We start from the raw sequence: 12,761 nt of genomic DNA on the forward strand, positions 1-12,761 counted from the left end.
GAACATGAAGGAGCACTATGTCCGCGATTTATAACTGCCTTGATCCGCAGGTTCGCGACGACGCGGTGCGCGCGGCCGCGGACGCTGTGCGAGCCGGCCGTTGCGTCGTCCTGCCGACAGACACCGTCTACGGAATCGGCTGCGACGCTTTCAACAACGACGCCGTAGCCACGCTGTTGGCTACCAAGCGCCGTGGCCCCGACATGCCTGTGCCGGTGCTCGTGGGCAGCTGGTCGACCATCCAGGGGCTCGTGCGGGAGTTTTCCGACACCGCGAAGACACTCGTGGAGGCGTTCTGGCCGGGTGGGCTTTCCATCGTCGTGCCTGAGGCACCGAGTCTGCCGTGGAACCTTGGCGATACACGTGGCACCGTGCTGCTACGCATGCCGAACCAACCGCTCGCACTTGAACTGTTGCAAGAAACCGGACCGATGGCGGTGTCGTCTGCCAACATCTCCGGCAACCCGCCGGCACAGACCGCAGCAGAGGCCAAGGCGCAGTTTGGCGATGCGATTGGTGTGTACCTCGACGGGGGAGAGGCCGAGGTTGGCACTCCTTCGACCATCATTGATATTTCGAAGCCTCAGCCGGTGATTTTGCGCGAAGGCGCGATCCCGGTCGAGCGCATTGGTGAAGTCTTAGGGCTTGACCCAGAGTCGTTGCGTCGAAAGTAGCGGGGGAGTTTTCAGGGGATGTCCGGAGCTGGTGTGCCACTTCGCGAGCTCGCACTCGTGCTACTCGTCGCGGCTGCGATCACGTACCTGGCCACAGGTGTGGTGCGTTCAGCTCTCGTGCGCACAGGACGCGTCGCGGAGATCCGCCAGCGCGACGTTCACACGCAGCCAACACCGTCGCTCGGTGGGCTGGCCATGTTTACAGGGTTCGCTGGCGCGTTTGTTCTCGCGCAGCAACTGCCCGCACTGACCCGCGGGTTCGCTCCAGTCACTCCAGAGATGACTGCAGTGCTCGTCGGCGGTGCCGCCGTCGTTGCTGTCGGAATTGTTGATGACCTCTACGAGCTCGGCGCGTTACCCAAACTCATCGGGCAATTCGCTGCTGCGATCATCATGTCCATCTTGGGGATTGCCTTTACGGTGTTTTACGTTCCAATCGGGGAGGGCACCACCCTGATTTTGGATGAAGTCCAGGGCATGGTCTTGAGTGCACTGTTTACTGTGCTGCTGATCAACGCAGTGAATTTCGTTGACGGCATCGACGGACTCGCCGCAGGGCTGGGCATGATCGCCGGGATGGCGATCCTCGTCTATTCGCTGTCAGTTCTCCATGACCAGGGCGGGGCGGTCTCCGCGTACCCGCCGGCGATTATCTGCACGTTGCTCGTCGGTATCTGCGCCGGCTTTTTGCCCCACAACTTCGAACCGGCGCGCATCTTCATGGGGGACTCCGGTGCCATGCTCATCGGGCTGCTGCTTGCCGCAGCGTCGATCTCCGCATCGGGCAAGATCAACATGTCGCTCTACGGGGCCGCAGACCTGGTAGCACTCATTAGCCCGATCATCGTCGTGCTCGCCGCGATTGCCCTGCCGGTCCTCGACCTGATTTGGGCCGTTGTGCGACGAACAGCCCGCGGCCAAAGCCCGTTCCAGGCAGACGCAGGCCATATCCATCACCGTTTGCTCCGCCTTGGGCATACGCACCGCCGCACTGTTCTGGTGCTGTACCTGTGGGTCTCCGCCGTCGCCTTCGGCGCGGTCAGTTTTTCCGTCGTGCCGGTGCGCATCGCAGTGATCTTCACCGTTGTCGCGCTTGTTTTTTCTTTCGTGCTCACTCTGGTTCCACTTGCGGAAGGCAAGATTGGCCCGCGGCGTGGTGGGGACGGTGCGGTGGCGTCGTCGAAAAGCAACCCTGCTCAGTCTGTAGGATGACCCAGTATGGAACCGCTCGAAGTCAATGACACGTCCCAGGTCAGTGATCATCGTCAGCCGCTCATCCGCGCACTGAAGGTCGCGGGATGGGCACTCGTCGTGCTTACGGTCGTCTCGCTCATGGCATGGGGCGCGACCCGCGAATTGCCCGGCATCTGGGCCGCGCTGATGGGAGTCGCCGTCGGCGGTGCGTTCGTGCTCGCCACCACGGTGTCCGTCCTCGCAACCTCAAACTCATCCCCAAACACCACCATGGCAGTTGTCCTCGGCGGCTGGCTACTGAAGATGGGGCTGCTCGCAATCTTCCTGCTGTGGATCCGTGGATTCGACTTCTACGACCATCGAGCATTTGGCGTGACGACGATCGCAGCACTCGTCGTTGCACTCGCCGCCGAAGCCTGGGGTGTGCTCACCACACGCACCACGTACCTCAACTAACACAGAGTGTGGGGACCCTGTGACAGACCTAACAATCCGCTAGAAAGCCGTGCAAGCTGGGTGATTAGGGGTAAAAACCCTTAAAAGTCACCTTGGTGGGGGGACAATGGCACAGGTAAAACCCACATTCTCCTGATGTCCTGTTAGGATATCCGCTGGGTTTGTTCCAGGCTGGCGTTACCCCTGATGTGCAGGCGAAACCGGCCGGGGAACGACATCCCCTGCCCCGCGGAAGCAGATGTGCGACGGAGTCCGCCGCGGAGGCAGCCTGATGAAGACGTCCATCGCACCGCCCTCCGGGGAACCGGGGAGCGGCCCGAGAACGGGAGAGAACGCTGAGCGTTACAACTTTGGCCATGAAGGGTGAGTTTCACGCACCTGCGCTTGGTCCAGAATTTTTCCCGGGGCAAACGTACGGCCATATCATTGGTGAGGAATTTGCCAATGGGTGGTTCGCACTGGACCGCATCATGCTCGTCCGCCTCTTGATTGCGGCGATCCTGGTGCTCCTCTTTGTTATTGCCTTTAGGAACCCGAAGCTGGTTCCGAAGGGCCTGCAGAATTTCGCCGAGATCGGCGTCGACTTCGTCCGCATTCACATTGCGGAAGACACTCTGGGTAAGAAGGACGGCAAGCGGTTCCTGCCGCTGCTGTGCACCATCTTCTTCTCCATTTTGTTCATGAACGCGGCGACGATCATCCCGGGCCTCAACATTTCGCCTAACGCGCGTATCGGCATGCCGGTCGTGCTGGCAGTTGCGGCCTACATCGCAATGATTTACGCCGGCGTCAAGCGTTACGGCGTGGCGTACTTCAAGCACTCGACCGTGATCCCCGGCCTTCCGCCGGTGCTCCACCTTCTGGTGGTGCCGATCGAGTTCTTCTCGACGTTCATTCTGCGTCCGGTCACCCTGGCACTTCGTCTTATGGCGAACTTCCTGGCTGGCCACATCATTCTTGTCCTGCTCTACTCCGCCACGAACTTCTTCTTCTGGCAGCTGAACGCATGGACGACAGTGAGTGGCCTGACCCTGATCGCAGCACTGCTGTTCACCGCATACGAGTTGATCATCATCTTCCTGCAGGCGTACATCTTCGCCCTGCTGACTGCGGTGTACATCGAGCTGTCGCTGCACGCGGATGCGCACTAACAAAGCGCGACCACACACGGCCAACTGAATAACCCCCAACATCTGTCACACGCTTTCCCGCGGCCTAGCGGGGAGGCACCTAGAAAGGGAACGACTTTCACATGAACGACATCATTCTTGCTCAGGCAGCGGAGACCGTGAACCGCTACGAGGGTCTCGGCACCATCGGCTACGGCCTTGCAACCATCGGCCCGGGCCTCGGCATCGGCATCCTCGTCGGCAAGACCGTCGAGGGCATGGCACGTCAGCCGGAGATGGCTGGCCAGCTCCGTACCACCATGTTCCTGGGTATCGCCTTCGTTGAGGCACTTGCCCTGATCGGCCTCGTTGCCGGCTTCCTGTTCTAAAAACAAGAACGAATAACCCCGTCCATTTTTAGATCAGGAGCAACCAATGACTAACGTCACTGCATTCCTCGCAGCCGCAGAAGGCTCCGAGAAGCTGCCGTTCGAGAATGAACCATCCATTCTCTTCCCGGCCGCGTACGACGTGGTTTGGTCTCTTGTCGTTTTCATCATCATCGGCCTACTTTTCTGGAAGTACGTTATTCCGAAGTTCCAGGAAGTGCTGGCAGAGCGCGAAGACCGAATCAAGGGCGGCATCGAGCGTGCTGAAGTCGCCCAAAAGGAAGCCAAGGCTGCCCTGGAGAAGAACAACGCTGAGCTTGCGGAGGCGCGCCACGAGGCCGCTGAAATCCGTGAGGCAGCGCGTGCCCGCGGCAAGGAAATCGAGGCTGAAGCCCGTGCCCGTGCCGAGGAAGAAGCCCGCCGCATCATCGAGGCAGGCGAAAAGCAACTGCAAGCAGCTCGCGACCAGGTTGTCGCAGAACTGCGCAACGAGATGGGCCAGAACTCCATCTCGCTGGCAGAGCGTCTGCTGGGCACCGAGCTGTCGGACACGACCCGTCGCTCGAACACGATCGATGAGTTCCTCTCCGAGCTCGATCACGTCTCGACGAGAAAGTAGGCGAGATGAAGGCAGCTAGTCGCGAAGCACAGTCGCACGTCACCGGTCAGCTTGAATCGCTGATCGGCAGCGCCGACAACGCAGTCGCCACCGCAGCACAGATCGGCACCGAACTGTTCCTCATCGTGGACCAGCTCGACACCGAACGTGCCCTGCGCGTGGCAATCGCCGACACGTCGCTTGAAGCAGGCCAGCGCGCCGGCATTGTCAAGGACGTTTTCGGCGGCAAGGTGGCGGAACCCACCCTGAACATCCTCACCGCAGCAGCGGAGCAGGAGTGGTCGACCCCGCGCGAGTTCCGCGCAGGTCTGATCAACCTGGGCCGTTTCGCACTGCAGAAGGGTGCACAGGAACAGGGCCAGTTGGAGCAGGTCGAAAACGAGCTCTACCAACTGTCGGTCCTCCTTGAGGACGAAAAGGAGCTCACCCAGCTCCTGTCCGACCGCACCGCAACCGCTGCGCAGAAGCGCGGACTGCTAGCTAGCGTGATTTACGGCAAGGTGACAATGTTCACCGAGGCCCTGGCCTTGCAGGTCATCGGCCGGCCGCACCACAACCCTGTCGACGATCTCGCCGCACTGGCGGAGAACGTTGCAGAGATGCGCGGCAAGTCGGTTGCACGTGTGAAGACCGCTGAGGCGTTGAACGACACTCAGCGTGACGCACTGGCCCGCAAGCTGGAGCAGATTTACGGCCGCGAGATCGCCATCCACTCTGAGGTTGACCCCAGCCTCCTCGGCGGAATGGTGGTTCGCGTGGGCGATGAAGTCATCGACGGTTCGACGCGCGGCAAGATCGAGCGTCTCCGTACCGATATGGCAGCCCAGGCGGCTAAATAATTAACAATATGCTGGATAAAACTACCGAGAGCAGGAAGAACATGGCGGAGCTGACGATCTCCTCCGATGAGATCCGTAGCGCGATAGCGAACTACACCTCGAGCTACTCTGCGGAGGCCTCCCGTGAGGAGGTCGGCGTGGTGACTTCGGCCGCAGACGGTATTGCCCAGGTTTCTGGGCTGCCGGGCTGCATGACGAACGAGCTGCTCGAGTTCCCCAACGGCGTCATCGGCGTCGCCCAGAACCTTGAGACCGATTCCATCGGTGTCGTGGTGCTGGGTAACTTCGAGACCCTTTCCGAGGGCGACGAAGTCAAGCGGACCGGCGAGGTCCTCTCCATCCCGGTCGGCGAGAACTTCCTCGGCCGCGTGATTAACCCCCTGGGTCAGCCGATTGACGGCCTTGGCCCAATCGAATCCGACGAAGAGCGTGCACTGGAACTCCAGGCCGCAGGCGTCCTCGACCGCCAGCCGGTCGAAGAGCCACTGCAGACGGGTATGAAGGCGATTGACGCCATGACCCCGATCGGCCGCGGCCAGCGCCAGCTCGTCATTGGTGACCGCAAGACCGGTAAGACCGCGGTCTGCATCGACACCATTTTGAACCAGAAGGAGTTCTGGGAGACCGGCGATCCGTCGAAGCAGGTGCGCTGCATCTACGTCGCCGTCGGCCAGAAGGGCTCCACCATCGCTGGCGTTCGCCAGACGCTGGAGGAGGCCGGTGCGCTGGAGTACACCACGATCGTGGCTGCTCCGGCATCCGACTCCGCAGGCTTTAAGTGGCTCGCACCGTTCTCCGGTGCAGCACTGGGCCAGCACTGGATGTACCAGGGCAAGCACGTCCTGGTGATCTACGATGACCTGACCAAGCAGGCAGAGGCATACCGTGCCATTTCGCTGCTGCTTCGCCGCCCGCCGGGCCGCGAGGCATACCCGGGCGATGTGTTCTACCTGCACTCCCGCCTGCTGGAGCGTGCCGCAAAGCTTAACGACGAGCTCGGCGCAGGCTCCCTGACCGCACTGCCGATCATCGAGACCAAGGCGAACGACGTCGGTGCCTTCATTCCGACCAACGTCATCTCGATTACCGACGGCCAGGTCTTCCTCCAGTCCGACCTCTTCAACCAGGGCGTGCGCCCGGCTATCGACGTGGGTATCTCCGTGTCCCGTGTCGGTGGCGCCGCACAGACCAAGGGTATGAAGAAGGTCGCCGGTAACCTGCGTCTGGACCTCGCGGCATACCGTGACCTTGAGGCCTTCGCAGCGTTCGCTTCCGACCTCGACGCCGCTTCCAAGAAGCAGCTCGAGCGCGGCCAGCGCCTGGTCGAGCTGCTGAAGCAGTCCGAGCACGCGCCGCAGCCGGTGGAATTCCAGATCATCTCGATCTGGGCTGCCAACGAAGGCGTCTTCGACGTCGTTCCCGTTGAGGACGTCCGCCGCTACGAGACCGAGCTGCACGAGGCTATCAAGGCCAACGCACCGCAGGTCTACGACCAGATCGCTGGCGGCAAGCAGCTTGACGACGACTCGCAGGCCGCAATCCGCCGCGTCAACGAGGACCTGGCACGTAACTTCCAGGCAACCTCCGGCGAGCGCATTGTCCGCGAGGCTGAGCAGGAGCCGCTTGACTCCCGCCAGGTTGCGAAGAACCAGCTCAACGTCAGCCGCTCCTAGTGCCAGTCGGTTCTAGGACTACTACATAAAGGAAGGGAGGAAACACCATGGCAACGCTTCGCGAATTGCGTGACCGCATCAGGTCCGTCAACTCCACGAAGAAAATTACAAAGGCCCAGGAACTGATCGCCACCGCGCAGATCACCAAGGCCCAGCAGCGCGTCGAGGCGGCTAAGCCGTACGCCGACGAGCTCAAAGACGTCATGGAACGCCTCGCGTCCGCGAGCTCCCTGGCCCACCCCATGCTCCACGAGCGTGAGAACGGCCGGGTCGCGGCAATCCTCGTGGTCACCTCTGACCGCGGTATGGCCGGCGGCTACAACCACAACGTGCTGAAGAAGGCTGCGCAGCTTGAGCGCATGCTGACCGAGGCAGGTTACGAGGTGGTTCGTTACGTCACCGGTAATAAGGGCGTGACGCACTTCAAGTTCCGTGACATGGATGTCGCGGGATCATGGACCGGATTCTCGCAGCAGCCGTCTTGGGAGGACACGCACGACGTGCGCCACCAGATCATCGACGGCTACATGGCTGGCTCCGAAGCCACCGTCCCGCTTCGCCAGAACGGCGCAACGGGCGAGTCTGTCCGCGGGTTCGATGTTGTCCACGTTGTCTACACCGAGTTCGTATCCATGCTTTCCCAGGAGGCACGCGTCGATCAGCTTCTGCCGATCGAGCCGGTGCTGGAAGAGTTTAAGTACGAACAGGAAGACATGCTGACCAACTCTGGTGAAGTCAGCCCGGACATGAACTTCGAGCCGGACCCGGACACGCTCATGGATGAGCTGCTGCCGGTCTACGTTTCCAGGTTGCTCTACTCGATCTTCCTGGAAGCAGCGGCCGCCGAGTCGGCATCGCGCCGCACGGCAATGAAGAATGCGACCGATAACGCCACCGAACTGGCCAACGATTTGTCTCGCGAGGCAAACCAGGTCCGTCAGGCGAAGATCACCCAGGAAATCACCGAGATTATCGGCGGCGCTGGTGCGCTGTCCGGTAGTGGAGAAAGTGACTAAATCATGACTACTGCTCACTCTTTTGATGAGCGCAACGACGATCTGGCGGGTGCGGCGCTTCCTGAGGCCGACACCCAGACCGCAGATCGGGTCGAGAACACTCAGAACCCGCGCGGTTCTGAGAACGGCCGTGTCGTGCGCGTCATTGGTGCAGTCGTCGACGTGGAGTTCCCGCGTGGCGAGCTGCCCGCTCTGTACAACGCTCTCGAGGTCGACATTGACCTCGGCGAGATGTCCCGCACCATCGTGCTCGAGGTCGCCCAGTTCCTGGGTGACAACCTCGTCCGCACGATCGCCATGGCTCCGACGGACGGCCTCGTCCGTGGCGCCAAGGTAGCGGACTCCGGCAACCCGATCTCTGTCCCGGTCGGCGACCAGGTCAAGGGCCACGTGTTCAACGCACTTGGCCAGTGCCTGGACGACCCGTCGGTCGGCCAGACCGGTGAGCGCTGGGGCATCCACCGCGAACCGCCGGCCTTCAAGGACCTCGAAGGTAAGACCGAGATCCTCGAAACCGGTATTAAGGTCATCGACCTGCTCACCCCGTACGTCAAGGGTGGCAAGATCGGCCTGTTCGGTGGTGCAGGTGTTGGTAAGACCGTTCTGATCCAGGAGATGATTACGCGTATTGCACGCGAGTTCTCCGGTACCTCGGTCTTCGCCGGCGTCGGCGAGCGCACCCGTGAGGGCACCGACCTGTTCCTCGAGATGGAGGACATGGGCGTGCTTCCGGATACCGCGCTTGTCTTCGGCCAGATGGATGAGCCGCCAGGGGTCCGTATGCGCGTGGCCCTGTCCGGCCTGACCATGGCGGAGTACTTCCGCGATGTGCAGAACCAGGACGTGCTACTGTTCATCGACAACATCTTCCGCTTCACCCAGGCAGGTTCCGAGGTATCGACCCTTCTGGGCCGTATGCCTTCCGCCGTGGGTTACCAGCCGACTCTTGCCGACGAGATGGGTGTGCTCCAGGAGCGCATTACCTCGACCAAGGGCCGTTCGATTACGTCGCTGCAGGCTGTTTACGTGCCGGCTGACGACTACACCGACCCGGCTCCGGCAACCACCTTCGCCCACCTCGATGCGACCACCGAGCTTTCCCGTTCGATCGCGTCGAAGGGCATCTACCCGGCAGTGGATCCGCTGACCTCCACGTCGCGCATCCTTGAGCCGGGCATCGTTGGCGAGCGTCACTACAACGTCGCTCAGAAGGTGATCGGCATTCTGCAGAAGAACAAGGAACTGCAGGACATCATCGCCATCCTCGGTATGGACGAGCTCTCTGAGGAAGACAAGATCACCGTGCAGCGCGCACGTAAGATCCAGCGCTTCCTGGGCCAGAACTTCTTCGTCGCAAAGAAGTTCACTGGCGACGAGGGTTCCTACGTCCCGCTCGAAGAGACGATCGACGCATTCGACAAGCTCTGCGAGGGCGAGTTCGACCACTACCCAGAGCAGGCATTCAACGGCCTGGGTGGCTTGGACGACGTCGAGGCTGCATACAAGAAGCTGCAGGCGTAGGAGGAAACATGGCTGAACTTACCGCTCAACTGGTCTCGGTTGACCGCCTGCTCTGGAAAGGTCCGGCAAGCATCGTCACCGCTCAGACTACGGAGGGTGAGATCGGTATCCTTCCTGGGCACGAGCCGCTCTTGGGGCAGCTCAAGGACAACGGTGTGGTAACCATCCGCCCGATCGACGGCGAGCGTATCGTCGCGGCCGTACAGGGTGGGTTCCTCTCCGTTGTCGGCGACAAGGTGACAGTCCTCGCGGACTACGCCATCTTCGCCGACGAGGTTGACTCCGCCGTCGCAGAGTCCAACCTCGACAACGAGGACAGGGTCGTACAGGCTCGCTCGGAGGCGGAGCTGGCGGCCGTTCGTCGCAACGCGCACTAGTCGCTGCGCCGAGGAAGGCGTAACGCCGGCCTGACCAGGCCCCCATCCGGATACACATTCGGATGGGGGCGTTTTTCTATGCCCCCACTCGCGCAGCGTGCGCATAAATGACACAAAGGGCGTTAAGATATTGCGCATTACCCGCTGTCTGGAGGTTGAAACAATGGTGTTCGTCGTTGCCGTGGCTGTGCTTGTGGTGGCCACGTTTGCGGCGTCTGCCATTTGGCGGTTCAGCATGGTCCGCGGTAGCGGTTCCCGTGCAATGATCCGCCAGATGCCGGCCGAAGGCATCCATGGCTGGCGCCATGGTGTCTTGAGGTACGACGGGGAGCGCATGCTGTTTTACAAGCTGCGCTCTTTGTCGTTTACGCACGATATGGTCGCGGACCGACGCCTGCTGCAATTCACAGGCTTGCGGGACGTGACGGCAGATGAGCGCCAGTTTATGCCCGATATTGCGAAGATTCTGCAGGTCGATTCGCCCGATGGCGGTATCGAATTTGCTGCTGATCGTCGCACGCAGATGGGTTTTATCTCGTGGATTGAATCGGCCCCGGACGTACGCGCCGAGCGCACCGATATGCGCTCACTTGAGGAGCGCGCCCAGCGAGAGACCGAGCGTTAGAGGCGTTCGTCGCAACGGTACCCTTGGGCGCATGCGTCTAGTCATCGCCCGTTGTTCTGTTGATTATGTGGGTCGCCTCGATGCCCACCTGCCTGAAGCGCTGCGTCTCATCCTGGTGAAAGCGGACGGCTCTGTGTCCGTCCACGCCGATGACCGCGCGTATAAGCCGTTGAATTGGATGATGCCGCCGTGCACGCTGCGGGTGGAAAACGTTGTTGATATGGATGGCGAGGATACGGGCGAAGAGCTGTGGATCGTCGAGAATTCGAAGGGCGAGCAACTGCGTATCACCATCGCAGAGGTGCTTCTCGACGAATCACGTGACCTCGGCGTCGATCCCGGCCTGGTCAAGGATGGCGTCGAGGCACACCTGCAGGAGTTGCTGGCTGAGCATATTTCGACGCTCGGCGAGGGCTACGAACTTGTCCGCCGCGAGTATCCAACTGCGATCGGCCCGGTCGATATTTTGGCCCGTGACCCGCGTGGCGGAACGGTTGCGGTGGAGGTGAAACGTCGCGGTGGCATCGACGGCGTCGAGCAGCTCTCCCGTTACGTCGAGTTGCTCAACCGCGACGAGTTGCTGCGGCCTGTGCGTGGCGTGTTCGCCGCCCAGGAGATCAAGCCGCAGGCGCGCACGCTTGCCAGCGACCGCGGATTCGATTGCGTGACCCTCGACTACGACGAACTGCGCGGCATCGAATCGAACGAACTGCGATTGTTCTAAATGCCACGCAAGAATCGCCGCCAGTACCAGTCGCCGCGCTACGTCCTGCCGCGTGACGGGTCGACCTTTATCGGCACCCAGGAGATGGAGGGGCCGAAATGGACTAACGGCGAGATATTCAAGGTCCGCCAGATCGGCTCGGCAGCCGCAACGAAGTTCTACATTTGTCCAGGGTGCAACCAGAACATTCCTCCCGGTGTGTCGCATGTGGTGGCATGGCCGCGGGATTCCGGCAGGGGAGTCGATGATCGGAGGCATTGGCATAAGCATTGCTGGGGTCGTCGATAAGCGGGCGTTAGACTGGGCCGCATGATTGCAGCGTTTTCGGTCGCACCGACCTTGACGGAAAATTCCAACGCCGAAATGTCCGACATTGTGGCACGCGCCGTGAAGGTCGTCCGGGAGTCCGGGCTGCCGCACGAGACCACCGCCATGTTCACCACCATCGAGGGCGAGTGGGACGAGGTCATGGACGTGATTAAGCGTGCCACCCAGGCGGTGGAGGAGGTTTCTCCACGCGTGTCGCTCGTGGTCAAGGCCGATATTCGGCCCGGCTACACGGACATGTTGCACCAGAAGATCGAGTCGCTGAACAAGCACCTGGAGGATTAGCATGACCAACCCGCAGTTCACCGGCGGCGCTATTGACTTAGGTGCGCTGGCGCAGCAGCCTGAGCCTGGCGACTTTCAGCCGTTTGTCACCGTCAACGCCACCAACGTTGAGGCGGTTGCGTTTGAGCGGTCCAAGCAGATCCCTGTGATCCTCATGGTGGGCACGGACCGTTCTGAAGATTCTGTCGCGCTCAAGGCCACGTTCGAGCGGCTCGCGGCGGGGCAGCAGCAGTTTATGGTCGCCTACATCGACGCGGATGCTACCCCGCAGGTGGCACAGATGCTCGGCGTGCGTGTGCTGCCGACCGTGGTTGCGCTTGCCGCAGGACGCCCAGTGGCCAACTTTGAGGGCAATCAGCCGGCCGACCAGTTGAAGCAGTGGATCGGCCAGATCGTTGCCCAGCTTGGCGGCCAACTCCAGGGGCTTGGTGGCGAGGAGCCTGCGCAGGATCCGCGTCTCGACGACGCCACCGCCGCCCTCAACGCCGGCGACTTCGATCGCGCAACTGCGCTTTACGACGCCATCCTTGCCGACGACCCCACCAACTCCGATGTCAAACAAGCCAAGAACACCGTCGCCGTGCTCAAGCGGCTCAACGACCAGGACGGCGACGGCGACGCGGTGGATGAGGTGGAGCAGCAGCTGCTCGCCGCGGATGCGCAGTTTGTCGGCGGGGACCCAGAAGGCGCCTTCGATCAGTTGCTCGGCATGGTGAAGACGGAGCCGCGTGCGAAGGAGCGTCTGCTCGAACTGTTGACGTTGCTTGCTCCCGACGACCCGCGCGTGATTTCGGCGCGGACGAGGCTCGCTAGCTCGCTGTTTTAGAGTTATCCACAGGGGCGAATTCGCAAATTTCACAGGCTCGCAGAGGTGGGTTGCGGGTTTGGTCTAGCGTCTTGGGCATGAATTCGTTCGAGGTGTTAGTGCAGGCG

The 12,761-nt window shown here is 61.4% G+C and carries 16 protein-coding genes; all 16 read left to right on the forward strand.

Features of this window, described 5'->3' with window-relative positions; translation table 11 throughout:
• Window positions 1–17 precede the first annotated feature (17 nt).
• The 16 genes from HMPREF3171_RS03225 to HMPREF3171_RS03295 all read left to right on the forward strand — a co-directional run bounded on the left by HMPREF3171_RS03225 (window position 18) and on the right by HMPREF3171_RS03295 (window position 12,654).
• Entirely contained in the window at window positions 18–674 is a 657-nt protein-coding gene (locus HMPREF3171_RS03225; RefSeq protein ID WP_070421840.1) for an L-threonylcarbamoyladenylate synthase, read from the forward strand.
• Window positions 675–692: 18 nt separating this feature from the next.
• Window positions 693–1,886 carry an MraY family glycosyltransferase gene (locus HMPREF3171_RS03230; RefSeq protein WP_070421841.1) on the forward strand — a complete coding sequence of 398 codons (1,194 nt, stop codon included), beginning with the start codon at window positions 693–695 and terminating at the stop codon, window positions 1,884–1,886.
• Window positions 1,887–1,892: 6 nt separating this feature from the next.
• Entirely contained in the window at window positions 1,893–2,324 is a 432-nt protein-coding gene (locus HMPREF3171_RS03235) for a Cg1360 family ATP-synthase-associated protein (RefSeq protein WP_070421842.1), read from the forward strand.
• Between the two features lie 356 nt (window positions 2,325–2,680).
• Complete coding sequence (gene atpB, locus HMPREF3171_RS03240) at window positions 2,681–3,475, forward strand: F0F1 ATP synthase subunit A (RefSeq protein WP_070482803.1); 795 nt, start codon at window positions 2,681–2,683, stop codon at window positions 3,473–3,475.
• A gap of 101 nt (window positions 3,476–3,576) precedes the next feature.
• Entirely contained in the window at window positions 3,577–3,822 is a 246-nt protein-coding gene (locus HMPREF3171_RS03245; RefSeq protein ID WP_042406503.1) for an ATP synthase F0 subunit C, read from the forward strand.
• Window positions 3,823–3,868: 46 nt separating this feature from the next.
• A complete protein-coding gene (locus HMPREF3171_RS03250) occupies window positions 3,869–4,441 on the forward strand; it encodes a F0F1 ATP synthase subunit B (RefSeq protein WP_070421844.1) in 573 nt (190 codons plus the stop codon).
• A gap of 5 nt (window positions 4,442–4,446) precedes the next feature.
• The gene (locus tag HMPREF3171_RS03255; protein ID WP_070452223.1) at window positions 4,447–5,280 is read left to right on the forward strand and encodes a F0F1 ATP synthase subunit delta; all 834 of its coding nucleotides are present in this window, start codon (window positions 4,447–4,449) and stop codon (window positions 5,278–5,280) included.
• An 8-nt stretch (window positions 5,281–5,288) separates the two neighbouring features.
• Window positions 5,289–6,953: a F0F1 ATP synthase subunit alpha gene (atpA, locus tag HMPREF3171_RS03260; protein ID WP_070482805.1), complete on the forward strand. Its 1,665-nt coding sequence runs from the start codon at window positions 5,289–5,291 to the stop codon at window positions 6,951–6,953.
• Window positions 6,954–7,000: 47 nt separating this feature from the next.
• Window positions 7,001–7,969, forward strand: a complete 969-nt coding sequence (locus tag HMPREF3171_RS03265) for a F0F1 ATP synthase subunit gamma (RefSeq protein WP_070482808.1) — start codon at window positions 7,001–7,003, stop codon at window positions 7,967–7,969.
• A 3-nt stretch (window positions 7,970–7,972) separates the two neighbouring features.
• Window positions 7,973–9,490, forward strand: coding sequence for a F0F1 ATP synthase subunit beta (gene atpD, locus HMPREF3171_RS03270; protein ID WP_245167978.1), 1,518 nt, complete (start codon window positions 7,973–7,975; stop codon window positions 9,488–9,490).
• An 8-nt stretch (window positions 9,491–9,498) separates the two neighbouring features.
• Window positions 9,499–9,867 (forward strand): F0F1 ATP synthase subunit epsilon, encoded by a 369-nt coding sequence (locus HMPREF3171_RS03275; RefSeq protein ID WP_070421848.1) that lies wholly within the window; start codon window positions 9,499–9,501, stop codon window positions 9,865–9,867.
• Window positions 9,868–10,030: 163 nt separating this feature from the next.
• Window positions 10,031–10,492, forward strand: coding sequence for a DUF2550 domain-containing protein (locus HMPREF3171_RS03280; RefSeq protein WP_083279365.1), 462 nt, complete (start codon window positions 10,031–10,033; stop codon window positions 10,490–10,492).
• Between the two features lie 31 nt (window positions 10,493–10,523).
• Window positions 10,524–11,216: an endonuclease NucS gene (gene nucS, locus HMPREF3171_RS03285; protein WP_070482811.1), complete on the forward strand. Its 693-nt coding sequence runs from the start codon at window positions 10,524–10,526 to the stop codon at window positions 11,214–11,216.
• Entirely contained in the window at window positions 11,217–11,504 is a 288-nt protein-coding gene (locus tag HMPREF3171_RS11595; protein WP_070421850.1) for a hypothetical protein, read from the forward strand. It abuts the gene before it with no gap.
• A gap of 21 nt (window positions 11,505–11,525) precedes the next feature.
• Window positions 11,526–11,828: an MTH1187 family thiamine-binding protein gene (locus HMPREF3171_RS03290; protein WP_070452229.1), complete on the forward strand. Its 303-nt coding sequence runs from the start codon at window positions 11,526–11,528 to the stop codon at window positions 11,826–11,828.
• Window position 11,829: 1 nt separating this feature from the next.
• The gene (locus tag HMPREF3171_RS03295; protein ID WP_070482814.1) at window positions 11,830–12,654 is read left to right on the forward strand and encodes a tetratricopeptide repeat protein; all 825 of its coding nucleotides are present in this window, start codon (window positions 11,830–11,832) and stop codon (window positions 12,652–12,654) included.
• The last annotated feature ends 107 nt before the right edge of the window (window positions 12,655–12,761 follow it).

The organism is Corynebacterium sp. HMSC08F01 (assembly GCF_001807545.1).
Classification (GTDB): Bacteria; Actinomycetota; Actinomycetes; order Mycobacteriales; family Mycobacteriaceae; genus Corynebacterium; species Corynebacterium coyleae.

Excerpts from the sequence above, each read along its gene's own strand:
- HMPREF3171_RS03225 (WP_070421840.1), top strand. The coding sequence starts at position 18 with ATGTCCGCGATTTATAACTGCCTTGATCCGCAGGTTCGCGACGACGCG.
- atpD (WP_245167978.1), top strand. The coding sequence starts at position 7,973 with ATGACTACTGCTCACTCTTTTGATGAGCGCAACGACGATCTGGCGGGT.
- nucS (WP_070482811.1), top strand. The coding sequence starts at position 10,524 with ATGCGTCTAGTCATCGCCCGTTGTTCTGTTGATTATGTGGGTCGCCTC.
- HMPREF3171_RS03280 (WP_083279365.1), top strand. The coding sequence starts at position 10,031 with ATGGTGTTCGTCGTTGCCGTGGCTGTGCTTGTGGTGGCCACGTTTGCG.
- HMPREF3171_RS03295 (WP_070482814.1), top strand. The coding sequence starts at position 11,830 with ATGACCAACCCGCAGTTCACCGGCGGCGCTATTGACTTAGGTGCGCTG.
- HMPREF3171_RS03255 (WP_070452223.1), top strand. The coding sequence starts at position 4,447 with ATGAAGGCAGCTAGTCGCGAAGCACAGTCGCACGTCACCGGTCAGCTT.
- HMPREF3171_RS03230 (WP_070421841.1), top strand. The coding sequence starts at position 693 with ATGTCCGGAGCTGGTGTGCCACTTCGCGAGCTCGCACTCGTGCTACTC.
- atpB (WP_070482803.1), top strand. The coding sequence starts at position 2,681 with ATGAAGGGTGAGTTTCACGCACCTGCGCTTGGTCCAGAATTTTTCCCG.
- HMPREF3171_RS03290 (WP_070452229.1), top strand. The coding sequence starts at position 11,526 with ATGATTGCAGCGTTTTCGGTCGCACCGACCTTGACGGAAAATTCCAAC.
- HMPREF3171_RS11595 (WP_070421850.1), top strand. The coding sequence starts at position 11,217 with ATGCCACGCAAGAATCGCCGCCAGTACCAGTCGCCGCGCTACGTCCTG.
- HMPREF3171_RS03275 (WP_070421848.1), top strand. The coding sequence starts at position 9,499 with ATGGCTGAACTTACCGCTCAACTGGTCTCGGTTGACCGCCTGCTCTGG.
- HMPREF3171_RS03265 (WP_070482808.1), top strand. The coding sequence starts at position 7,001 with ATGGCAACGCTTCGCGAATTGCGTGACCGCATCAGGTCCGTCAACTCC.
- atpA (WP_070482805.1), top strand. The coding sequence starts at position 5,289 with ATGCTGGATAAAACTACCGAGAGCAGGAAGAACATGGCGGAGCTGACG.
- HMPREF3171_RS03245 (WP_042406503.1), top strand. The coding sequence starts at position 3,577 with ATGAACGACATCATTCTTGCTCAGGCAGCGGAGACCGTGAACCGCTAC.
- HMPREF3171_RS03235 (WP_070421842.1), top strand. The coding sequence starts at position 1,893 with ATGGAACCGCTCGAAGTCAATGACACGTCCCAGGTCAGTGATCATCGT.
- HMPREF3171_RS03250 (WP_070421844.1), top strand. The coding sequence starts at position 3,869 with ATGACTAACGTCACTGCATTCCTCGCAGCCGCAGAAGGCTCCGAGAAG.